The organism is Paenibacillus sp. EB106-05-06-XG162 (assembly GCF_058791655.1).
The window spans coordinates 441,377-463,645 of the sequence record NZ_JBYTDT010000003.1 but is presented as its reverse complement, the minus strand read 5'-3'; the positions used below and the strand labels follow the sequence as shown (position 1 = coordinate 463,645).

Annotated in this window: 22 protein-coding genes; 13 read left to right on the top strand and 9 right to left on the bottom strand. The window is 44.5% G+C overall.

What is annotated here, in order from left to right; translation table 11 throughout:
• Positions 1-5: 5 nt before the first annotated feature.
• Together AC3WU2_RS10945 and AC3WU2_RS10940 are read left to right on the top strand one after the other, a co-directional pair.
• Positions 6-1,166: a hypothetical protein gene (locus AC3WU2_RS10945; RefSeq protein WP_492453976.1), complete on the top strand. Its 1,161-nt coding sequence runs from the start codon at positions 6-8 to the stop codon at positions 1,164-1,166.
• Positions 1,167-1,183: 17 nt separating this feature from the next.
• Positions 1,184-1,588, top strand: coding sequence for a M67 family metallopeptidase (locus AC3WU2_RS10940; protein ID WP_492453974.1), 405 nt, complete (start codon positions 1,184-1,186; stop codon positions 1,586-1,588).
• A gap of 121 nt (positions 1,589-1,709) precedes the next feature.
• On the opposite strand, the gene AC3WU2_RS10935 is transcribed toward AC3WU2_RS10940, so the two are convergent.
• Complete coding sequence (locus AC3WU2_RS10935) at positions 1,710-2,372, bottom strand: hypothetical protein (protein WP_492453972.1); 663 nt, start codon at positions 2,370-2,372, stop codon at positions 1,710-1,712.
• A 205-nt stretch (positions 2,373-2,577) separates the two neighbouring features.
• Between AC3WU2_RS10935 and AC3WU2_RS10930 the strand changes: the two genes are divergently transcribed.
• On the top strand, positions 2,578-3,006 hold the full coding sequence (locus AC3WU2_RS10930; protein WP_492453970.1) for a hypothetical protein: 429 nt from the start codon (positions 2,578-2,580) through the stop codon (positions 3,004-3,006).
• Between the two features lie 56 nt (positions 3,007-3,062).
• Here AC3WU2_RS10930 and AC3WU2_RS10925 read toward each other — a convergent pair whose 3' ends face one another.
• The 7 genes from AC3WU2_RS10925 to AC3WU2_RS10895 form a co-directional block, all read right to left on the bottom strand.
• Positions 3,063-3,566: a D-Tyr-tRNAtyr deacylase gene (locus AC3WU2_RS10925; protein ID WP_492453968.1), complete on the bottom strand. Its 504-nt coding sequence runs from the start codon at positions 3,564-3,566 to the stop codon at positions 3,063-3,065.
• A 16-nt stretch (positions 3,567-3,582) separates the two neighbouring features.
• Positions 3,583-4,968 (bottom strand): hypothetical protein, encoded by a 1,386-nt coding sequence (locus tag AC3WU2_RS10920; protein WP_492453966.1) that lies wholly within the window; start codon positions 4,966-4,968, stop codon positions 3,583-3,585.
• Between the two features lie 72 nt (positions 4,969-5,040).
• On the bottom strand, positions 5,041-6,135 hold the full coding sequence (locus tag AC3WU2_RS10915) for a glycosyltransferase family 4 protein (RefSeq protein ID WP_492453964.1): 1,095 nt from the start codon (positions 6,133-6,135) through the stop codon (positions 5,041-5,043).
• Between the two features lie 122 nt (positions 6,136-6,257).
• The gene (locus AC3WU2_RS10910; RefSeq protein ID WP_492453962.1) at positions 6,258-7,283 is read right to left on the bottom strand and encodes a glycosyltransferase family 4 protein; all 1,026 of its coding nucleotides are present in this window, start codon (positions 7,281-7,283) and stop codon (positions 6,258-6,260) included.
• A gap of 3 nt (positions 7,284-7,286) precedes the next feature.
• A complete protein-coding gene (locus AC3WU2_RS10905) occupies positions 7,287-8,042 on the bottom strand; it encodes a glycosyltransferase family 2 protein (protein ID WP_492453960.1) in 756 nt (251 codons plus the stop codon).
• 20 nt (positions 8,043-8,062) lie between these two features.
• Positions 8,063-9,172, bottom strand: coding sequence for a glycosyltransferase family 4 protein (locus tag AC3WU2_RS10900; RefSeq protein WP_492453958.1), 1,110 nt, complete (start codon positions 9,170-9,172; stop codon positions 8,063-8,065).
• Between the two features lie 239 nt (positions 9,173-9,411).
• Positions 9,412-10,032 (bottom strand): CmcI family methyltransferase, encoded by a 621-nt coding sequence (locus tag AC3WU2_RS10895; protein ID WP_492453956.1) that lies wholly within the window; start codon positions 10,030-10,032, stop codon positions 9,412-9,414.
• 208 nt (positions 10,033-10,240) lie between these two features.
• Here AC3WU2_RS10895 and AC3WU2_RS10890 point away from each other — a divergent pair, with 208 nt between their 5' ends.
• Positions 10,241-11,050: a glycosyltransferase family 2 protein gene (locus AC3WU2_RS10890; protein WP_492453954.1), complete on the top strand. Its 810-nt coding sequence runs from the start codon at positions 10,241-10,243 to the stop codon at positions 11,048-11,050.
• 70 nt (positions 11,051-11,120) lie between these two features.
• Here AC3WU2_RS10890 and AC3WU2_RS10885 read toward each other — a convergent pair whose 3' ends face one another.
• Positions 11,121-11,816: a class I SAM-dependent methyltransferase gene (locus AC3WU2_RS10885; RefSeq protein WP_492453952.1), complete on the bottom strand. Its 696-nt coding sequence runs from the start codon at positions 11,814-11,816 to the stop codon at positions 11,121-11,123.
• Between the two features lie 219 nt (positions 11,817-12,035).
• Here AC3WU2_RS10885 and AC3WU2_RS10880 point away from each other — a divergent pair, with 219 nt between their 5' ends.
• From AC3WU2_RS10880 to AC3WU2_RS10840, 9 genes are all read left to right on the top strand, one after another.
• A complete protein-coding gene (locus AC3WU2_RS10880; protein WP_492453950.1) occupies positions 12,036-14,447 on the top strand; it encodes a DUF4214 domain-containing protein in 2,412 nt (803 codons plus the stop codon).
• Positions 14,448-14,464: 17 nt separating this feature from the next.
• Positions 14,465-15,109, top strand: coding sequence for a glycosyltransferase family 2 protein (locus AC3WU2_RS10875; protein ID WP_492453948.1), 645 nt, complete (start codon positions 14,465-14,467; stop codon positions 15,107-15,109).
• 20 nt (positions 15,110-15,129) lie between these two features.
• Entirely contained in the window at positions 15,130-15,759 is a 630-nt protein-coding gene (locus AC3WU2_RS10870; RefSeq protein WP_492453946.1) for a DUF1796 family putative cysteine peptidase, read from the top strand.
• Positions 15,760-15,766: 7 nt separating this feature from the next.
• Entirely contained in the window at positions 15,767-16,582 is an 816-nt protein-coding gene (locus AC3WU2_RS10865; protein WP_492453944.1) for a TylF/MycF family methyltransferase, read from the top strand.
• Positions 16,583-16,755: 173 nt separating this feature from the next.
• A complete protein-coding gene (gmd, locus tag AC3WU2_RS10860; RefSeq protein WP_492453942.1) occupies positions 16,756-17,727 on the top strand; it encodes a GDP-mannose 4,6-dehydratase in 972 nt (323 codons plus the stop codon).
• Positions 17,724-18,671 (top strand): NAD-dependent epimerase/dehydratase family protein, encoded by a 948-nt coding sequence (locus tag AC3WU2_RS10855; protein WP_492453940.1) that lies wholly within the window; start codon positions 17,724-17,726, stop codon positions 18,669-18,671. Before gmd ends, AC3WU2_RS10855 begins: the two co-directional genes overlap by 4 nt.
• A 104-nt stretch (positions 18,672-18,775) precedes the next feature.
• Positions 18,776-19,414, top strand: coding sequence for an acetyltransferase (locus tag AC3WU2_RS10850; protein WP_492453938.1), 639 nt, complete (start codon positions 18,776-18,778; stop codon positions 19,412-19,414).
• Between the two features lie 31 nt (positions 19,415-19,445).
• The gene (locus tag AC3WU2_RS10845; protein ID WP_492453936.1) at positions 19,446-20,588 is read left to right on the top strand and encodes a DegT/DnrJ/EryC1/StrS family aminotransferase; all 1,143 of its coding nucleotides are present in this window, start codon (positions 19,446-19,448) and stop codon (positions 20,586-20,588) included.
• Positions 20,575-22,254 (top strand): DUF4214 domain-containing protein, encoded by a 1,680-nt coding sequence (locus AC3WU2_RS10840; RefSeq protein WP_492453934.1) that lies wholly within the window; start codon positions 20,575-20,577, stop codon positions 22,252-22,254. Before AC3WU2_RS10845 ends, AC3WU2_RS10840 begins: the two co-directional genes overlap by 14 nt.
• Positions 22,255-22,269 lie beyond the last annotated feature (15 nt).

The following is a 22,269-nucleotide window of genomic DNA, read 5'->3' as shown; positions in this document are numbered from 1 at the left end:
AAGGTATGGAGATTCGAATCAATTCCGTTTCGCTTGGTCATGTATCCGACTCATTGCTCAGAGATGTCTATGATGTATTGACCCGGTATGCCATGCAATTTCATGTCGATCATGATCATCAAAGGCTGTACATTGTTAGTCCAGTGCAAGGCAACCGGATCTATTGGGAAATTGACAACGGGTTCATCCCTCAATCCTTGACTGAGAAAGTCAGTGCAAGTCTTACGCAGCTAGGATTTGATGTTCGAGTCATAGCGGATGGAGAAGAGAAAAGACGGCAGCAGAAATTGTGGGATCAATCCAAACCAAGTCTATGGTTATCCGTCTTAAGTAACAGACAGTCCGCAACCGGTATGAACGTCAATTATTCGCTGAATAAAAAGAAATCCAGCAAACAACTCGCCTTACTTCTGAATCAAAACATTGCCAAAATGACAGATTTACAGGTAAATGGCGCATCCTTTGAGTGGAAGAACTCGATGAACAGCTTGATCCCGTTAGCCGGATCCGAGCCGTCAATGCCAACCGTTCAATTGGTTTACAATGATTTTGCTAAAATGAGCGAGCGTCAGATTGAAGATTTTACTTTCTGTATCACACGAACGCTTACTGCATTTTATCAACAATCCTTTCTGATCGATGTCATCCAATATTTCCTGTACTTCCAGAAGGTGCCGGTGCCGTTAGAACCGGAGCAAATTATGACTACAGCAAGCGAAGAGATTATTCAAGTCTCGGAGGTACAAGAGAAACAAATCGATGAAGTACAAGAACAAGTGCTGGTGCAAAAAGAGGAAGTTCAGCCAGAAGAACAACCAAAAAAGATGGATCAAAGCTTAGTCGAGCAAGTGGCCTTCCACCAAGAAGAACGGCAGGAGGAAGTACAACATAAGTTACAGGAGGAAGAAACCGCAGAACACCCCCTGAACCTGAACGAGCAATCCGAAGAACACGAACCCATAACTTCTCCGAACTTAAACCACTCCACTTTTTCTTGGATGCAATCCCAAATGGTGAGAAGAGAAACAGAAAAGAAACCAGAGAGCGGAATGACGACAAATTCATTCATGGGGCAAATGAATCGATTGGCGCAGGCGAATCAGCCGCAGAATCAACAAAATGAACCAAAGTCCATTAACATATTAACGATTAATCGACAAAAATGACAGGAGCTGGTTCGGATATGGTCGGTTTAGTCATGACCGCGGATGTATACCGACAAATGGCTCATTACTGCATCTCGCAACAACCGATCGAGGCATGCGGATTCCTGTCCGGTTCAGATCAGGTGGTCAGGCGATATTGGCCCATTCGGAATGATGATCATAGCCCCCTTTCATTTACGATGAACCCGGGTGAGCTTGATGAAGCGTTCACCTGCATTGAAGCATTCGGTGAGGAGTGCTACGCGATGTTTCACTCGCATCCTACGGGACTTCCCTATCCTTCGCCGTTTGATATTGAACATATGGTATATCCGATCTCCTCTATTATCGTATCGCTTGTCGGGAATCATCCACGTATACGCAGTTATACGATTACAGGAGGAAAAGCATATCCCGAGCGAATTATTCTGCTGCCAACATAGCGGTATTCAAGCTCTGAACCGAAGGTCAGGGCCCAAAAACCGCTGTTTTGGCATGCTTACTGGATGAACAATAGTAAGGGGATAAGAAGGCGAATCTTCAATAATAATGAACGAAAAGGGATTAAGGTAGCGTGAGGACGGATTGATAGATATCCGCTACGAAAGCGAGGCCAGCTGTGTTCGTTGCTCCGTTGTTGACATAGTTGGCGACTTCGAACGAGAAGACGAAGCTAAGGTTGAGAGCTCCGCTAAGCAATCCGAAGCTTACAGGGATCGTATAGAACCGGACGTTCTGCCAGTTATAAGGGAAATGGTTATCTGGGAAGATGCCGGAGTTCGGATTTAAGGACCCAGCGTTCAAATCAACATCCAACCCTGTAACTGGAACAGGTAGAATAACAACTCCGGCTTGGTTAACGGCCTGAATACGTGCAGTCACTGCGTTATCGGCAAACACAGCCATCGCGATGACGAACTCGCCGAATACACCCGCGGCTAATGGAATGTTAGACGATCTCGCAGCAAAACCTTTCGTTTCGCCAGGAAGAGGGACGGGCTGTGTCCATAAAAATTGAGGATTTGGTTGAGAGTTAAATGCCGTGTTGTTGTCATTATCAAATTTACTGATTTGCGGCCAGATAAGCGGGGCATTCCCGACGTTTACCGCATTTGCAGCGCCTCCGGATAACAAAGAGGTAACGGCTGCTGCTCTGTTCGCGCCTGTTACGACATTACCAGTGGAGCTTACAATACGTTGAAGAGGTGAAACAGAAATACTTGGCATGCATAATCATCTCCTTATGTGATTTACAATCTAGTGTCTATACTTCTTATCCCCGTACGATATTAATATATTCAAGCACTTTAACAAGCGTATAGTTAATCTACTTAATCCAATCGTATATTTTTACCTTGTAAGATAGATGCACAAGCTACCAATTCCAAAGTCACATATTCATAGAGTAGAAAAAACAAAGGGGGTGATTGCAATGCCGATATTTTTCGATGGAAATAAAATATTCGGTTCTTTCAACGGTCTAGTTCCGGGCAAAACGTCCTATCAATTTGTATTTCGGAATGAAACCGATCAGCCGATATGCGATTTGCACATGTTTACAACAGGAAATTTTCCAGGTGTTCCGCCCTTGATTACCAAAATCAAATTGCAGACAAATACGAATGCGAAAACCGTTGTATTAGGCGTCCCTACCAATTCGCTAGACATTGATATTAAAAGTTTCTTCGGATTCACAAGCTGCATCCCAAATACCTTTCCAGAAAATCTCTTCATTCTCACACTCGTCTTTAATCGCCCGTTTACAGAGTTTGAAGGATTTCAAATTGCGCCAACGAACTTCCAAGGAGATGTTATCGTCGCCGGAGGGGACTGTGCTTCGATCCGTCCTAGGCCAATCTGAAGATTGACTTAAGGAGCAACGAAAAACCGCAGCCGAGTTCGGTCTGCGGTTTTTGATCATTGTTGCGGGGTGCCGTAGAGATGGATACATATCGGATTCAACACACTATGCATATCTTCACCGGAGAGGATGTAGGCATCAATTTGGATGGTTCCGGCAAGCTTAGGGAATTCAAAGTCAATCTGAAGCTCTCTCAGCTCGTAAGAAGAACCTGCTGTAAGCTGAATGGGTTCGATCGATCGAATTCGATATTCACCGGTCTTTTTGCCATGGGAGAACCAGTCTTCTCGAACAAAAGACCAGCCCCGCTGTGCGCCGTTCTTTGTCTTCGTGTACACCCCGAATACCTGAGTTAAACTCGGGGATATTACTTTTCCGCTGAGTTTTCCCGTATTTTCCGGGGAGATTTGAATCATGATTTCCGGATTTTCAAGCGTTTCGCTGCCTACATTTCGAAAAAGTAAGTTGGCATAAACGGAAATGCGCCGCAATTCGAAATCAAAATCGGTGAAATGTTGAAAGTACGATTCAACGCCTGCAATTTTGTTATTTCCATTCATCGTAGATTTCCTTTCATTAATTCCGGGTTATTTTAAATAAGAAATGAACGACTTTATCCTTCACGCTCTTCTTTCTTGCGTCATCACGATAATCAAGGGGTATCACATTCGATTGCGGCTCTGTCAAGATTGCATTACTTGCTAGTACCGTCGGTGAAATGGCGTTGTTCGACGCAAGGACGAGTGCGTTTTGATCCGCAATGGATGAGTGATGAATGGCCTCTTTACGAATGGTTAACTCTTCGTTAAGGATCAATAGACGAGCCTTAAGGGCTGATATATGTTCCTTCCATTTTTTTATCGATTGTTCAAGTTGCTGTTGTTCGGATAGAAGCTCTTCTTTCTGCTTGATCATGGACACAGCAGATGACATTGAGCGCTCTGTAAACAGCAGAGACTGGCGGAAATCGCGATCAGACTTATATTGATCGATACCGTATCCCGTTCGTTCATTTAAGCCATGAAGACTGCGGCTGTCTGCGAACCAATAAGGGGTTATCGTGCCGAATGATAGATTCTCCGTGACGGCAATCCATTGTACTTGGGATTCTGCATTTATCGCTCTTAAGGGCCCCCAAGAGCTTGTGGATCGATGATAATGAAGCTGATACAAGAGATGATCGGATAACCATATGCATCGAATTTGCTGTCCTTCCATGGAGAACGTTGCATCTTCGACCTTTAAATACGGGATAATGACAGCACTTTCGCTGCTTGCAAGCATGCGCTGTGAATGATCAAGCTGGTGATAAGTGAGATGCAGCTGTCCGAGGTAGAATTGCAGCAGCACGACATGCAATGTTGCATCGGAACCTGTTGCCAGGAGCGGGAACAGGCTGCAATTGTCGTTCGCTTCGAAGATCACCTTCGGATCTATCCATTCCTCCTTGCCGTGGTCGTATTGCAGCAGACAAAACTGTCTGCTGTTCTGATGACGGAGGGTGTATCCCAGCGTTGTGGTTTTACTGTTCATTTGAAATTGCACCTGTTCAATAGCGTCCGATTCGATCAATAGGGTTGGTTCAGACCAGTGGATTCCTGAGAGCTGACGATGTTCGATTCGATTACGGTAAATGAGATACAAATGCAGCCGATTCGAGCGGTACCCTAATTTAATATCGGTGACGTCATCTGTATTCCGTTCAATCGAGCGCAATTGAAGCGTATATTGGTGCGGATGCAGAACCGCGTAAATCAACTCATTGAAGTGATTGATATAGACCATGTGAATAAACTGTTGCTCATCTTGGCAAATGCCGAGCTTATCTGAATGCCCTTCCAGAAACAGCTCGTGCGGATGCTCAAGCAAGCAATGTTCCTGAGGAGCAATGATAAAGCCACGTTCTGTAGGTTTGATAACAGACAAATGATAACGATTCGCTGCGATATGGTGGATTTTCATGTGTATTCCTCCAATCAAGGCGCGCTCAAATCTGCTCACTATCATCTTATTCACTAGCCAGAAGGGGGAGAACTACAAGGTCTGAAGAGCGGATACGATATCCTGTGCAGCCTGTTCTGGCGTAAAATGCTGACGAATGTACTGCTCAGCTGCTAAACCTTTGGCTTTGGCGGCTGAGTAATGTTCATAGACATAACGCATGAGTTCCTTTAAGTCGGAGACGGAGGCTTCTGCCCAGAGCTGATCACTCTGATACCCGTCATAATAAGCTTGAGGTTTGACGGGAATGAGTTGGTATGGAATCGGATAGCTGTTATCTGCATGAAGGAAATCCGTTTGTCCACCCCATCCGGTTGCAATCACCGGCAATCCTCGCATAGCCGCCTCCAACATTGGATAACCAGCGCCTTCTCCACGGCTCGGCAGCACAAAGGCATGACAGTTCGCATATAAAGCTTCCATCTCCGCCTCGCTGCGAATGTCCAAGTCGACATAGACGGGGGCCTGTGGTTCGATGATTCGCAGGTTTTGTTTTATTTTTTCAATTTCTTGAAGTATATTGGGCGAACCTACGGTCTTGATGACAAGTGCTACGTGATCATGAGCAGAAAATGTCTCCCAGAACGCTTGAAGAAGAAGGTCGAAGCCCTTGCGTTCAATCCATGAGAACACAGACAGAAAGCGAAACGGAGGGAGATGCTTCAGATAGTTCGGGACTTGCTCCGGATGATCATCGGATTCCGGCTTGAATAAGCATGGGCGAACATAGTGTAGCGGGACCCGGACGCCGGATGAACGAAATGCTTCAATATTATGACGGCTGGGCAAAAAGACCGAATTCATACGGTTTGCTTGTTGCACCCACCCTGCCGAAATTTTCGAAGTTTCCCAATATGTAAACCCAACGGACGGATGGAGTTTTCGGCGCCATATTTCGGGGATTTGGTGATAGATGTATACTTTGCGACCCGGGGATTTCCGTTTTGCGATCAAGTGCTGAAGCACAGCCTGCTGGTTGTGAGGTAGATCAACCGCTGGGAGTTGGGGATCAAACGCATCGACTTTCACATCGACTCCCATGGCATGCAGTGACAACACATATTGCCTTGATGCCTTGGCATATCCGGTAAAATCAAATACATTCCCAACCCAAATGATTTGCGTCAAGGTGTATCCCTCCCTTCCTCAGAGTGTATTTGCCGGATAGGAGAATTAGAAGGAACAACGCAAAAAACTCGCCGTCCGCTAGTCTAGCGTGGAGCGAGTTTTCGAACATATCCATATCGAAGTTAGGCGCCAAATTGGCAAAGTGTATGCTGCAATCGATGCATAACCTCGGTCCAGTTGTAAGTCTGGGCCGTTTCCCGTCCGTTCTTCGCGATATGCTCGGCAAATGCCCGGTCAGTTAGTACTCGGATGATGCCTCGTGCCACGCCTTCGATATCGCCTTTTTCAACCAGTACGCAATTCCACCCATCTTGGCAGAATTCCTCATTGCCTTCCGCCTTGGTGGTCACGACCGGCGCGCCGCAAGCCATCGCTTCCAGAATCGGAAGCCCGAATCCTTCATGCATAGAAGTCTGAACGAATACGCCACAATTGGCATAGAGGTATGCAACGCCAGGGTCATCTGGGCGCGAGAAATGCAGCGCAGGTATTCCGGATAGGCGAGGCCTCTCAGGGCCAAATGTCACCATGGATGCTTGCTGAACATGTCGCCTTACGATTTTCATCGCTTGGACTGTTATATGGAATCCTTTTAGATGCTGACTTTTACGGCTGCAGGCTAATACGCGAAACGGATCATAATCGTGGGTCCGATTCGGTTTATAAATATCTTGATCTACGGCAATGGAAATGTTGGTCGCTTGTTTTTGGAACCGTTCCAAAAGCTGGTTTGTCGTCCAGTCCGCAATCGTCAATATATTCACTGGCAGTTGATAGGTATGTCTCACTTTAGCCTGCATTTCCGGTGATAGGGGATAATAGCTTTCTTCGATATCTTGCACGAGATAGAAAGGGACACCGATGCCGCCATGGTTCGGATCGCAACTATGCCAGACAACGGGGAGGGTATTCCACCAGGTAGCGATTTTAATCGCATTCATCTGCTTTAATTCCTTCAGCATCGAAGGGTAATTCGGGAAACTTCGAACTGGGAATTTCAACGGAAACCAGTTCGGATGCTCGTCAAGCGCAAACACATGAACTTTCATGCCGGCATCATGCAGACGGTTTGCTTGCTCGAGGACATTTTTAATGCCGCCTGCAAGACCGACTAGTTCTAGCACGTAGACAATGTCAAGTTTACTCATCGTTTAGAATCGAACCCCCATCCATTTAGACCAGAACGTTCTTTTCGACTCCATTTCCTTTCTTCGCCAGTATGGATTTTTATTGGCGGATGTCGTGCCTCGCGTCTGACCTTCCAAGTGTACGGCACTGGCAGTACCGCAGTACATGACTCTCCAGCCGTACTGCTTCGCACGGTAACACAAATCAATGTCTTCATAGGCAATGTAATATTCTTCGGACAACATGCCGATGTTCTGAATCAATTCCTTACGGATCAGCATAAGCGCTCCCGTGACGGCATTCACATCTTCAACGGCGAGTGCAGGAGGATGATTGCTCGGAAGGAAACGGTAACGATGATCGAAATTCCCCCTCGTCGTAGGGTAGACGCCGCCATGCTGTATCGTATGATTCGAATAGAGCAGTCTGGCACCTACGATCCCGATCTGCGGCGTCAATTGGATCGTCTGGATCATATGGCCGAGCCAGCCTGGTTCATGAAATACGATATCATTATTTACGAGAAGCACGTACTGCCCCTGTGCTTCTCGGATCCCGGCATTAACCGCAGCACTAAATCCGCTATTAGACGGTTTAAGAATACACTTGATCGATACGTTATTAGCCCATTCTATTAAAGCCTGCTGAATGTGCCTTGGACTCCCGTCATCTACAACGATTATTTCATAAGGAATTTCCGATACAGTCTGTATGAAACTTTGATAACATTGTTTCACTAAGTCAATTTGATTGACGGTTGGAATAATGACACTGATCATTTTCAGAACTCCTTCATGGGTTACCTTGAAATTTCACGCAATCGATGAAGCATGTTCGCGGCGCTGCGTTGCCATGAATACCGCTCCGTAACGGTCTGTCTTCCGACGTGTGCCTTCATCGCTGCTTCGCTTGGATGGGTGTAGACATATCGCATCAACTGCTTAAGATGATTTTTGCTTGGAACAGCCCACATCAAGCGAGGATTACTCGGATTCGAAGGAACGAATCCCTGAACGGAAATCATGTAACCGTTCGTATCATTGAGGAAATCAAGATGGGCGGACCAATTCGTCGTAATGACTGGAAGTCCCGTCGCCATGGCTTCCATAACGGTTAGATTCCAACCTTCTCCGCGTGTTGGAAGGACATAACAGCTAGCGTTATTGTAGAGTGCTGCGAGCTCTTCTTCTGTCCAGCTTTGGATGGAGGAAACCAGTATTACGGATGTCGTATCTTTATTTCCGCTACTTAACGCAATTTGATCAATATAAGCCTGTTGTCTCGCGATTTCGTCTTCCGTTGATGCGCGTGTTTTGATGACAAGGCAGATGTCTTCGGAAGCTGTGAATTCCTCTAGAAACGCGGAGACAAGCGTATCAATTCCTTTGCGTTCATCAAAAGAACAGACGCTTAGGAAAGTATAACTACGCTGCCTTGGTATCGATAAGGGGGCTTTGCCGGGGGCGAACATGGACGTATCCACACCGTATGGCATGACTCGAATTTTGTACGGTAGTACCCCACTCTTGATAAAGGTTACACGGTTAAATTCGGAAGGGACCCAAAGTTCATCCATCAAATTGCATCTTCTGGTCCAAGTGAAGGGGATCCGGCTGCATTCATACATGGTCATGCCGATGCAATACGAATGATCTCTTCGCGTAAAATATGCTGCAGGATAATGGAAGAACGTAAGATGACGTTCGGGAAGTGGGGTATGCGCAAGCGAGTTCAGTGTCGATTCCAGATGACTGTCAAGGGGAACTCTAACAACTTCATGATGTATTGGCGTATAACGAACCCGAACGCTGTGCTGGATCCATTCTGATATGATTTGCCTGTTTGCCTTGGCATACCCCGTAGGTTCAAACATGGTCCCAATATTATTAATGAACAGTTCATTTTCCACCTGACATACTCCCTGCTGTCGGAAATGCTTTCTATAATTAAACTTGATGTTATTTACATATGTAACGATAGGATAAAAGGACACGGCACGTTGATCTAATATCTTATTTATGGATACTCATCTATTAATCAGGACTGTACCCCGGTTCCGCTGAACTATCCTCAGCTTATGAATCTCGTACAGCGGTGGGGTGCTTAACATCTGGCTGATATCATACTGTTTCTTTACAATGGTGTCGATTATTTTATTTTCTTTAAATAACCATTAGGATGCATTGTTAAAAGATGTTTCTGTCTGCTGGAATCAATAATAAAGTCCTCGCTCTGTAGTAAAAAGTCTTGAACGGCTTCCATAGGACCTGGACCAAAGTCAGGTAGAACGGGGTGGCCGTTTATATTTGTATCTTCAACGATCAAATAACTGCCTATTGAAACGAGAGGATGGTACAGGTTCATTTCATTCAATACATGTTGTTTGCTATGATCAGAATCTAGAATAACGAGTACGACATCAGTAGGAGATATTAGTTCCTTCACCTGGTTTAACATATCTTCTGAAGCGGTGTTGCCTATAAAGTAGGTAATTCTAGGATGGTCCGGAGTTTGTTCGTATTTCATAATGTCGATCGTAATGATCTTACCTTTATTCATCAAATCGCAGATGGAAGCCAAATATAATGCACTCCCCCCTTGGTTTGTACCGCATTCTAATATAATGTCCGGTTGTATTTCATATAGTATTTCCTGATATATGAACAAATCTAAGGGGCATTTAAGGACTGGTTGACCGAGCCAATAGGTCTGTCCCCAGGCCAGGCTATAATAATACTCCTTATGAAACTCATCAATGGTATTTGTCATGACAAATTCCCCTTTACATTTTTTAGATTCTAATCCATCCAGGTTACCAAATCGAAACAAATGATGATGCTAGAAAAGAGATTTTGTTTAGATCCATTTATATTATTCCGTTTCATAATTTTGGTTCATTGGAGATGACACATGTATACGCGTTTAATTAATTCATGCATATACAGTTTTATAGAGGTGGAATGGAGGCGAAGGTAGGATGAATTCATCGCTCTTTACTATAGTCATTAGTGTTATGAATCAAATGGAATCCACTAGAGAATGCGTCTCGCGTATTCGAGCCTTAGCGAGTCAACATATCCCGATCCTTATTATCGATAACGGTTCCGACTTGATTCATCAACGGGAGCTGCAATCGCTAAGCGATTACTACATTCGCAATGATCATAACCTCGGTGTAATTCCGGCGATGAATCAGGCGTGGTATGTATTGAATACCCCTTACATTATGTATATGCACAATGATATTTTTTTGATGGAATCGCAATTCAACCTACGAATTCTTCGCGTGCTAAATGAAATAGAAAATATAGGCGTCGCAGGGTTTGGTGGGGGACATTCCGTCCACTGTAGCGGCGTCCGAACTTCATTTACTAGCAATTTACTGGATGCAGAAATCCATGGGACACGTATGGAAGAAGATTATGTGCCGTCCGTTGTGCTGGATGGGATGTGTTTAATAATCCGCAGAGAACTCATTCTTGAAATGGGGGGGATCGCGCAAGAATACTCTTATCATCACTACTATGATATGGATGTGTGTCTGGAGGCTATTTATCGAGGGTATAAAGTGATTACGATTGGGATTTATCATCAGCATGTAGGCACCCAAACGTCATCTAAAGCAGACTATGCAACTTGGTTGCAACAAAAGGGTACATCTGATGCGGCATTATATCAATCCAACCAATCTATATTCCGTGAAAAGTGGGGGCATAAATCTTACGTCGTTGTCGACGATTCATTTCATTATGCCGATATACACGGGGCCATTTCCATGAAGTCATAACATAGTTTCAGGTGAAGATTCGAGGTATAGAAAACAATCCGCAGATGCTTCCATGTCTGCGGATTGTTTTCTATAGATTGGATTGTCTAATAATTTCCTCAATCATTTGATTATAGTAGGTGTGAATAGAGGAACCGCTTGGAACGATGATGCCAAGACCGTGTTGCGAATGCACGCGATGAAAACGTAAATTCAGTCTAGTTTCCGAGAGGAAATCTTCTATTGCGGTTAATACCCCGTTCTTGTCGCCATATTCGTAAAGAGCATTATTTACCGTTGCATTATGTCCTCCATCGACAAGTTCGCTTATTCCCGGCATGATCCCCTTTGCCGCATTCGGTTTGAGGTATGACTCAGGAATCGAATCAGGGAAATAATACATGTCTCTTCTTCCATAAGGCCATTCCGTATCGTGGAGAAATATAATAGGAAAGTTCTCTGCTTTTTCAATCTCCTTAAGTTCATGATATACCGTATACCAATTATGATCTCCGTCAATGAGTATGGCATCGTATGCGCCGAGTTTAGGCAAGGCTTGAAGACTGTAATCTTGTATCATTTCGAATTGGCTTCCCCATACCTGCTTCATCTGCTCAACGTCAAAAAGTGGATAAGGATCGATCGCAATTAACTTACTACCTGCCGATTGACCATATAAGAGTAGATTCGTCGTATTAAACCCCTGAGCTGAGCCAATCTCCACGATCGTATTCGGTCTAGTGATTCTAAGAATCGGGCATATGATTTCATTCCAAAAATAAATCATCGTTTTCCTCCATTCATAAGCTTCGAGCTGAAGGCTTTCTTAAATCGTTTTGTAAGAGCATTACTTTGTTAAATAGAGTATTCATATCCATAAAGGATGTGTGGGATTGTTGACCTATTTCATGCTCTGAATAGATTTCCAGAATGCAGACCACGAATATATCAAATGAAGGTCAAACGCTCAATCAAAACAGTATGCCTGTTAATATATTGTATTTAAATGCTTTATATGACCTGTAGGGATGGAGGGGTTATTCTGAAAATAATCCAAAAATTGCACCAAATCTTCCGTATGGAGAATCAAGCATTTATCACGGAACTTTATAGAAACTTGCTTGGTCGTGAGCCGGAAGGTGAGGGAATTCGTCACTATATGGATGTACTTCTATCAGGATTTTCGAGGGTTTCGCTGGTTTCTGCTTTTTTGCGGAGCGAGGAAGCCGGGCAATATTACAAGCAACTGACTGCGACCCCCATATATGTGAACCATCCAGTCATAGCAAATCAAATTCGATTTCTGCTTACGCTCGATGATTGTTCTTTTGTCAAGGAACTCTATAGTGAATTATTATGCCGCGAAGCCGATGAAGCGGGTTTGAACCACCATGTATATTTGCTTCGTAAAGGGAGATCTCGGATAACTCTTCTTATAGGCATTTTGTTATCTAATGAGTGTCAGTTGATTCTTGCTTCATCCGAACCTGACTGGGATGAGAATGCATCAGTGACCTATGGGCATTTCAGCATAAGGCTGAGCGATGCACCTCATCAACATCATATATGGGCGAAGAAGCATCTTCGCAAGAAAGTATCGATCGTTATCCTGACTTGGAATGGCCTGGAAATTACGAAGGAATGCCTTGAATCGCTGCAAGACACCATGGAACAAGACCAGATTGAAGTCATCGTATTCGACAACGGCAGCACGGATGGAACGGTTGAATATTTAAGTACTCTGCCTTGGGTAAAGACGGTGGCTAACGGATCAAATATTGGATTCACAAGGGGAAATAACAGTGCCCTTGCATATTGCGATCCGAATAGCGACGTCATCCTGCTGAATAATGACGTTGTGGTCGGGCAGAATCAATGGATTGCAATGCTGCAAGAAACGGCATTCGAAGATCCGTTGATTGGTATAGTCGGCTGCAGATTGCGTGGACAGAATGGAGAATTGCAGCATGCAGGCACTTACATTTATCCCGAAACCAATTGGGGACAACAAATTGGCGGACAGGAATTCGATATCAATCAGTATTCTTCGATCCGTGACGTACAGGGTGTTGTGTTCGCGTGCGTCTACATTAAGAGGGAGCTGTTCGATGTTATCGGTGGTCTAGATACGGATTATTTCGCCTATTTCGAAGATACGGATTATTGTTTAAAAGCATTAGGTGCTGGATATCGGGTGGTCTATGACGGGAGAGTAACGTTAACGCATTTGCAAAATACGACGACGGCTGTGAATAAAGTCAATTTTTCAAATTTGTTTGAGAGCTCCCGTAGTATATTCCGCCAAAAGTGGGAGCAGCCATTGCAGGCACAATACCACCAGCCATTAAATTGGCATTCCATCGCCAATTTGCCTACCGGATATGCTGTTTCTTCCCGCAATTTAATGATTGCGCTGGATCGTCAGCAGGTAAAAATGCACTACCGGTATGTATATGGGGCGGGTACGCCGTTTGAATTGAATGAGCCCGAGATGAGCGATGACTATCGTATCAATCTGTTCCGTATGCGCAATCGCCATCCTAACGCAACGGAAGTTGTGTATGGGCAAGGCGATGTATTCTACAAGAATAGCGGGTCATACAAAGTTGGATTTACGATGCTGGAAGTAGACGGTATCCCTCAGGAGTGGGTGCAGCAATGCAACATGATGAACGAAGTTTGGGTACCCTCGCAATTTAATGTGGATACCTTTCGAAATAGCGGCGTTCGTGTGCCAATTCATGTCATTCCACTCGGAATTGATCCGAACTACTTTAATCCAACGATTCGAGGATCCCGATTCTCGGATAAATTCACATTTTTATCTATATTTGAATGGGGTGAGCGCAAATCTCCGATTGAATTGTTGCAGACGTTTGTACGGGAGTTTGCGCATGAGGATGTATTGCTCGTATGCAAAATCATTAATACAGATTCAGCCATTAACGTTGCCGCCGAAATCCGTAAGTTGAACATTAAGGATATTGATTCTAAAATACTTATTCTGCACAATCAAACATTACCGTCCTATATGCTAGGAAGCCTTTACCGTTCGGCTGATTGTTTTGTTCTGCCAACGAGAGGGGAAGGTTGGGGAATGCCGATCTTGGAGGCGATGGCATGTGGAATACCTGTGATCGCCACCGACTGGAGCGCACAGAAGGAATTCTTAAATGACAACACCGGTTATCCAATTCGAATCAAATCGTTAGTACCTGCCATCAGTAAATGTCCTTACTATACGAATTTCAACTGGGCAGAACCGGATTTCGATCATATGGCTTATTTAATGCGTCATGTATACGAAAACCGTGAACAAGCAAGGCAACGGAGTGTTGAGATTGCTAAAGATATCGTAAGAAAATGGAGTTGGGATGAAGCCGCGATGAAGATCAATCATCGGTTGAAAATGGTCTAAAGGAAGGAGCATGGGCGTTGCGTTACCTCGTTGGAATACCGTATGTCAATCGTCTGGATTTGCTTAGCCGAGCAATCCACAGTATTCAGCCATATTGGAATCACACCGTAGTCATTGATAATTCTTCTCAACGGGAACTGCGGCAAGCAAGTGTATCGAATCTAGTGTCTGTTTATGAACCTCCGGTTCCTCTTAGCTTTACGCAATCGATGAATTATTTCCAGCGATTGGCGAGCGAGCAGAGCTGTGACGCGGTTCTATATATGCATAATGACGCAGAAGCAAATGCTGGAACGCCAGAGAGATTCTTGGAGATCCTTCATGGCTTGCAAGCAAGCGGGCGTAGATGGGGGATTGCGCTGACCAATTTTGATGCGTTGGCTGCTTATAATATGGAAGCCGTAAGAGCTGCTGGTTCCTGGGATACAACGTTTAGCAGCTATTTTGCCGATATCGATTATCATCGCAGACTTCGACTTGCTGGTTACGAGGAAATATTTACAGGGCTTCCCGTCATGCATCACGTTAGTTCTACCGTGAAATCCGATTCGAATCTCGGATTTATTGTGAATACGACTTGGCCGTTGTATGAGCGATATTATGAGATGAAGTGGGGAGGCAAAATGGCGGAAGAAACCTATGGTACGCCTTTTAATCGATAAAATCGAAAGGTGGAGTTGCGGTGAAGCTGGCAGAGATTAAACGTACGTATGATGCAGTATATAGTCTAGGGTACAACTGTTATCCGGCCCAAAGACTTGAGCGTTATCAATTAAGGCCCTATTCGGGCGTAATCGATTGGATGTACTCTCATTCGTTGTCAGGAGTGAGCTCATTGCTTCGTAACCACTTTTCGAATTTTATGGAGCTTCCGAACATGTCGATCCAAGGCGAGCTATTTAACGGATTTAACTATTTAGTCCAAGACCGGTTATACGGGATTGAGTCTGCACATGATTTTCTAGTATCCGAGCAACCGGAAGGCATCTTGCGTAAGTATCCGGAATTTAAGGATACACTGAACCGTCGCATACAGCGGTTTCTAGCAAAAATGAATACAAACAAATCGATATTCTTCTTTCGTCTCGGAGGGACTTGTGAGGAGGCTGTTGAATTGGAGTCTGTGCTGTCAGTGTTCGTTAAGCATGATTTTTGCGTCCTTCTAGTTAATCCAATTTCCCATGCTGCATTAATCGAGTGCGATTGGCCGCTTGCGAAGGTTTGCGCCATTCAGGCCCCTGACCAATGGGATGAGAAAAGCGATGAGATTTGGAGTACCATCTTTGAAGGAATTCATTATAGCGAGGGGTAGCGTGAATATGATAAATAACGCTCAAAAAGAACTTTACGTAGAATTGCTCAAAAAAACGATTCTATTCGAGATCTGGCTTGAACACGAACAATATTTGCCTGTTTATGGGGATATTCCTCAATCGATTATTGAAGCCGTGCATCAACAGGGTTTGGAAATTGTGCAAAAGATAACGCCTAATCAAGAACTGCGATTCCAAGGATTGGATTGGCCGCAAATCGGTCATAGTATGATCGGTCGCCTACGGATGGATAACTTACAAATGTGTGTGGAAACGGTCTTGAGAGACGGCGTGGAGGGAGATTTCATTGAAACCGGTGTGTGGCGAGGCGGTTCTTGCATTTTTATGCGAGGTCTGTTGAAGGCGCATGAAATTACGGATCGTCAGGTATGGGTTGCTGATTCTTTTGAAGGTTTGCCCGCTCCCAACGATGAGAAGTATCCGCAAGATAAAGGTATGGATCTAAGCACAATCAATTTTTTGAAGATATCGCTTGAACAAGTACAAGAGAATTTTCGAAAATATGATCTACTGGATGAACAAGTGCGTTTTTTAAAAGGGTGGTTCAAAGATACTTTGCCTACGGCTCCAATCGACAAACTGGCCGTATTACGGCTAGATGGAGATTTGTATGAATCGACAATGGATAGCTTAACGAGTTTGTATCATAAAGTATCTCCAGGCGGGTTCATCATTATTGATGATTATTGCCTGCATATGTGTGTAGCAGCTGTGAGTGATTTCAGAGATCGATATCAAATAACGGAGCCCCTTATTCAAATCGATGCCTGTGGATGGTATTGGAGAAAGAATAGTATCTAACTAGAAGGGAGAAATCCCTTTTTTTGATTTAATAGTGAACGAGCCCTAACTATGGGGGGATTAATCATGTAATCTTAATTATTGCCCAAACCTTATCATCGTTTACAGCATCTACTGTAGAAATTTCCTTTTTAGGTTGCGAAAAGAAATTCATAGTTGTTGAGAGGTGAACGATGAAAACAGCGCTTATTACAGGGATTACAGGGCAGGATGGTGCATATTTAGCACAGTTTTTACTTAAGCAAGGCTATCGTGTTTGCGGTCTTATCGCGCGAAGAAGCACGAACACGCTATGGCGGCTTGAGTACTTGAATATTCATAAGGAGATTGAATTGATCGAGGGAGACTTAATCGATGCGTCTTCGCTCATCCGAGCTGTTCAGTATGTAAAACCGTGTGAAGTATATAATTTGGGGGCTCAAAGCTTTGTCGGCACGTCTTGGGAACAGCCGATTACAACGGCGCAAGTGACAGCTTTAGGAGCGCTTCATTTATTGGAGGCGATCCGATTAACAGATCCTTCCATCAAATTTTACCAAGCCTCCTCTAGTGAAATGTTCGGCTTAGTCCAAGAGGCTCATCAATCCGAGCAAACTCCGTTTTATCCTCGCAGTCCTTACGGTGTCGCGAAGTTATATGGTCATTGGATTACGGTTAATTACCGTGAGAGTTTTCACATTTTTGCATGCAGCGGTATTCTGTTCAATCATGAGTCACCACTTCGCGGTATTGAATTTGTAACACGTAAAGTAACGGATGGTGCGGCACGAATTAAACTTGGACAGCAAAAGGAGCTTCGGCTTGGCAATATTGATTCGAAACGCGATTGGGGGTTCGCTGGGGATTATGTGAAAGCCATGTGGAAGATGCTGCAGCAATCTGAAGCTGATGATTATGTTGTTGCAACCGGGCAGACGACAACCGTGCGGGATATGTGCAGCATTGCATTTAACGCAGTAGGATTAAACTACGAAGATTATATCGTTATTGATCCGAAATTGTATCGTCCAGCGGAAGTTGATCTTCTGCTTGGCAATCCGGCGAAGGCGAAGGAAAAATTGGGTTGGGAAGCAGAAACAAGTCTCCAGCAATTAATTGAGATGATGGTGGAGGCAGACCTTGCTCGGGTCAAATCGCAGCTATGAGAATCCTTGTAACAGGAGCTAGCGGATTTGTTGGTAGGCGATTAGTTAGGGCTCTAGTAGAACGCGACCATGAGGTTTTGGCGGGGGTTCATCGAACAGAGGTTACGTTCGATGAACCCGTTATTTGCCGCTATATGAATGTGTTGGAGCCGGACACTCTGGTCGAGGTGTTGCGTCAGTTTAAGCCTGCATGCATCGTGCATCTAGCAGGACAGACACTTGTCGAGCCATCATGGAGCAATCCCGTGCACACCGTTCAGACGAATGTGATAGGTACGATGAATGTGATCGATTCTGTATGTCATGCGGCGCAGCAAGCAAAAATCATGTCGATCGGTTCAAGCGAAGAATATGGAATCAGTGCACGAATGGGCGTACCTTTGACGGAGGATTCACCCTGTTCGCCGCAAAACCCATACGCTGTGAGCAAACTTACAGCAGGACAACTTGCATTGCAGATGGCTCAGAAAAATCAATTAGAGCTTGTTCATGTGCGTCCATTTAATCACTTTGGTCCAGAACAGAGGCCAGGTTTTGTTATAAGTGATTTTATATCGCAAATTGTCGCGATTGAGCAGAATCGATGTGCTCCCTTTGTTAAGGTCGGCGATATAACGGTACAGAGAGATTTTTTATTCATTGACGATGTCATTCATGCCTATATTCAGCTGCTTGAGCATGAAGTACCCACTGGTATTTATAATGTATGCTCAGGTGTTTCTAGGAAGATCGAAGATATATTGTCGTATTTAATTTTGCAATCCAAGGTCACATTTGAAGTCAAGAGGGATGCCAACAAGCTGCGGACATCCAACGTACCTATCTTTGTGGGATGTGCTGATAAGATCCATGCGGCGACGGATTGGACGCCTTCCATTCCGTTTCATGAAGGATTGATGCTGACCCTAGATTGGTGGCGAGTGAAGCAGAGAAATAGAGAGTGAAAGAAATGATGGACAAGTGCCTATGCCCTCTGGCAAACGCCGTGTCTGTAAGAACGACATAGCATATGAATGAAATGATAGGTATGAGAAATGGGGAGATACAAGTGGCATTGCGATGCAAAATAGTGATACTAGGAGCCGGAGGCCATGCAAAAGTCATTATTGATATGATCAAGTCAAATCCGGCTTTTGAGATCGTAGGCTGCATTGATCAAATTGGACATCGCAAAGTGTCCGGCATTCCGGTATTAGGCGATGATTCCATCCTGCCGAAACTGTACGAACAAGGGGTTCACCATGCATTTGTTGCCATCGGAGAGAATTCAATAAGACATAGACTTGCACGATATGTCGTAGATATAGGTTTTGAGCTTATTAATGCGATCAGTCCATTTGCTTATGTAGCGGATTCTGTAATGCTAGGTTGCGGAATAGCCATTATGCCTGGCGCAGTACTAAATGCGGAAGCTTGTATCGGCAATAACTCTATTATCAATACAGGGGCTTCAGTAGATCACGAATGTAACGTTAGTGAGACATGCCATATCGCACCGGGTTGTAACCTATCAGGTCGTGTGACGATAGGAGAGGGAACTTTCCTAGGTACAGGAACGAAAGTAATTGATGGCATCACGATCGGTTCATGGTCAATTCTTGGTTCAGGCGCGGTCGTGGTGAAGGATATCCCTAGCCGCGTACTTGCTGTAGGTGTACCGGCAAAGATCATCAAGAAGCTTGCCTAAAATGATGAAGGGTAGGGAAGGTGAACTTTCATTGAAGAAGATGTATCCCGTCGCAATTCCTGTCTTAAACGGAAATGAAAAGAAGTATGTAATGGAGTGTCTGGATTCAACTTGGATTTCTTCCAACGGTTCCTACATTGAAAAGTTTGAGCAAGGATTCGCAGACTTCTGCGGCACGAAGCATGCGATTTCCAGTAATAATGGCACAACAGCATTGCACTTGGCTTTATTGGCACATGGAGTTGAATGGGGAGATGAAGTAATTGTTCCGACGCTCACCTTTGTTGCTACAGCCAACGCCGTCGTCTATTGCGGAGCCCAACCTGTATTCGTGGATTCCGAGTCCGAGACTTGGAATATGGATCCTGAATTAATAGAGTCCAAAATTACCCCACGGACAAAAGGAATCATCGTTGTTCATATCTACGGACATCCCACGGACATGGATCCCATCATGGGAATAGCCCAAAAACACGGCTTGTTCGTCATTGAAGATGCCGCTGAAGCAGTAGGGGCCAAGTATAAAGGAAGGATGGTCGGATCCATTGGACATAGTGCAACCTTCAGCTTATTCGGGAACAAAATTATAACGACCGGCGAGGGTGGTATGATAACGACAAATGACGATCGTATAGCAGATCAGATTAGACTGCTTAGAGGGCAAGGGCAAGATCCTCAAAAAAGATATTGGTTCCCTGTCATCGGATACAACTATCGCATGACCAATATGCAAGCAGCCGTCGGGTGCGCACAATTGGAAAATATTCATTGGCATATCGAGCAGCGTATCAGAGTGGCTATGCTCTATCAACAATTCCTCGAAGATGATACACGGTTGACGTTACCTGTCCAGAAAGAATGGGCGCTAAATGTGTTTTGGATGTCCAGTATTATCCTGAAGGAGGGGACGTCCCAATATCGAGACCAAGTGATGCTGCAGCTCATGGAAAGGGGGATCGAAAGTAGACCGTTTTTTTACCCTATGCATACGCTGCCTCCTTATCAAAAACTTCAAATGGAAGAAGAGTTTCCAGTCGTCAATCGGATTTCGGCATTAGGCATGAACGTTCCCAGTTACGGGACTTTACTGGAAGATGACGTCAAATACATTTGTATGAACATCAAGGAAGTATTAGATAGATTGGGGGGAGATGAGCATCGTGATCAGTCATGAACGAATCGTTCAAATATTATATCGAATCCTCCGACTAGAGGGAGAAGAATTCATTCGTGCGTTATATAGGCAACTGCTAAACAGGGAGCCTGATCCGCAAGGACTTCAGCATCATGTCAGCTTGCTAGCGAGAAGGGCTCCCAAAATGTCATTTATTTCTGCCTTCCTACAGAGTAAAGAAGCAGAACAAATCTATAGACAAGCGCCTCATTCTCCTCTCGAATCCAATCGAAGTACGGTAGCGCGAATCATCAGTCAATATTATCTGACGAACAATTTGCCCTTTGTTCATGCGCTTTACAATGAACTTTTAGGGAGAAACCCGGAACAAGAGGGAATCGACGCTCACATCCATACCTTGCGACGAAGTGTACCCCGTATCCGACTGTTGAACGATATTCTGTTATCGCAGGAATGTCAGCGGCTTCTGTATTCCGAGCAGGCTCCAGTCTTTCAGGATCATAGCATTTCACAAAGCATTTCACACTCATCGAAGCGCATCGGTATTTTCGTTGGCTATGCTCACCCATTGGAAATCGAAGGGGAGGGGATTGGCCGTTTTTTGGTTAGGTTAGTAAATGGTCTGCTCCTTCATAACAACGAGATTGTAATATATGCTGCAACGACGGTGGAAAACTGCGGGACATTCGAAAGGCTGTTCAGAAATGTTCTCGCCCAATTTCCAGAACGATTCTTCCTATTGAAATCAAACTCGATGGATTGGATCAACCGACATGTTCCCGTGGACGTGTGGATCGTTCCTTTTGTTGGGTTAGAAAATGCTATGTTTCTGCAAAAGCCGTTCATACTCTGTCTGCACGATTTGGTGTATATGCACTTTCAAGACATGTATAACAGTAGACACGCTGAATTGCCTAATCGGCTCAACCGTTTCATCTATCCATTAGCGGATAAAGCGGCGGCGGTCGTCTCTCACTCCAATTATGTGCGAAATACCGACGGTCTTGTGCATTTGGGACTTCCAACGAAGAAGACGCATGTGATTCGGTTGGCTTCACCTGTTGAAGAATATGCTTCTTTTGGAATATCCGATGAAGTCTCGATTCGACATAAATACCAATTATATGGAGATTACATCGTGTTCCCATCTGTCATACGCCTGCATAAAAATCATTGCCGGCTTATTGAAGCGTTTATGAAGTTCAGGCAGACACCCGATGGATATCGATCTAACCTTCAACTCGTCTTTACCGATGATCGCCACACGAGTTTATTTAGCAAGGAAATTTCTGATTTACTGCACAATTGTCCTGACTCGGACATTCCCAGCAGCATTCATTTTATAGGCAGAATTCCGTCGGTGGATTTGCCTTCTTTGTATAAGTATGCCATCGGGACAATCGTACCAACACTATTCGAAGGCAGCTGCCCATTTCCTATTCTCGAATCGCATGCTGTCGGGACTCCGGTTGCAGTGAGCAGAATCGAGGTCACGAAAGAAGTTATTACTGATTTAGATGCCTTTCTGCCATTTGACCCGACTTCTGTCGAGGAGATAGCGGCCTCTATTCATTGGATGTGGATTCAAAAAAATGATTTACTGCCAAGACAAATCAATGCACTCATATCATCCCTTTCCAGACGGTGGTCCGATGTTGCGAGTGAATACTATAACCTTACGCAGCATGTAGTTCGGGCAACTTAAGCGGTCCCCTAGTTG

Excerpts from the sequence above, each read along its gene's own strand:
- AC3WU2_RS10945 (WP_492453976.1), top strand. The coding sequence starts at position 6 with ATGGAGATTCGAATCAATTCCGTTTCGCTTGGTCATGTATCCGACTCA.
- AC3WU2_RS10940 (WP_492453974.1), top strand. The coding sequence starts at position 1,184 with ATGGTCGGTTTAGTCATGACCGCGGATGTATACCGACAAATGGCTCAT.
- AC3WU2_RS10935 (WP_492453972.1), bottom strand. The coding sequence starts at position 2,372 with ATGCCAAGTATTTCTGTTTCACCTCTTCAACGTATTGTAAGCTCCACT.
- AC3WU2_RS10930 (WP_492453970.1), top strand. The coding sequence starts at position 2,578 with ATGCCGATATTTTTCGATGGAAATAAAATATTCGGTTCTTTCAACGGT.
- AC3WU2_RS10925 (WP_492453968.1), bottom strand. The coding sequence starts at position 3,566 with ATGAATGGAAATAACAAAATTGCAGGCGTTGAATCGTACTTTCAACAT.
- AC3WU2_RS10920 (WP_492453966.1), bottom strand. The coding sequence starts at position 4,968 with ATGAAAATCCACCATATCGCAGCGAATCGTTATCATTTGTCTGTTATC.
- AC3WU2_RS10910 (WP_492453962.1), bottom strand. The coding sequence starts at position 7,283 with ATGAGTAAACTTGACATTGTCTACGTGCTAGAACTAGTCGGTCTTGCA.
- AC3WU2_RS10905 (WP_492453960.1), bottom strand. The coding sequence starts at position 8,042 with ATGATCAGTGTCATTATTCCAACCGTCAATCAAATTGACTTAGTGAAA.
- AC3WU2_RS10895 (WP_492453956.1), bottom strand. The coding sequence starts at position 10,032 with ATGACAAATACCATTGATGAGTTTCATAAGGAGTATTATTATAGCCTG.
- AC3WU2_RS10890 (WP_492453954.1), top strand. The coding sequence starts at position 10,241 with ATGAATTCATCGCTCTTTACTATAGTCATTAGTGTTATGAATCAAATG.
- AC3WU2_RS10885 (WP_492453952.1), bottom strand. The coding sequence starts at position 11,816 with ATGATTTATTTTTGGAATGAAATCATATGCCCGATTCTTAGAATCACT.
- AC3WU2_RS10880 (WP_492453950.1), top strand. The coding sequence starts at position 12,036 with ATGCTTTATATGACCTGTAGGGATGGAGGGGTTATTCTGAAAATAATC.
- AC3WU2_RS10865 (WP_492453944.1), top strand. The coding sequence starts at position 15,767 with ATGATAAATAACGCTCAAAAAGAACTTTACGTAGAATTGCTCAAAAAA.
- gmd (WP_492453942.1), top strand. The coding sequence starts at position 16,756 with ATGAAAACAGCGCTTATTACAGGGATTACAGGGCAGGATGGTGCATAT.
- AC3WU2_RS10855 (WP_492453940.1), top strand. The coding sequence starts at position 17,724 with ATGAGAATCCTTGTAACAGGAGCTAGCGGATTTGTTGGTAGGCGATTA.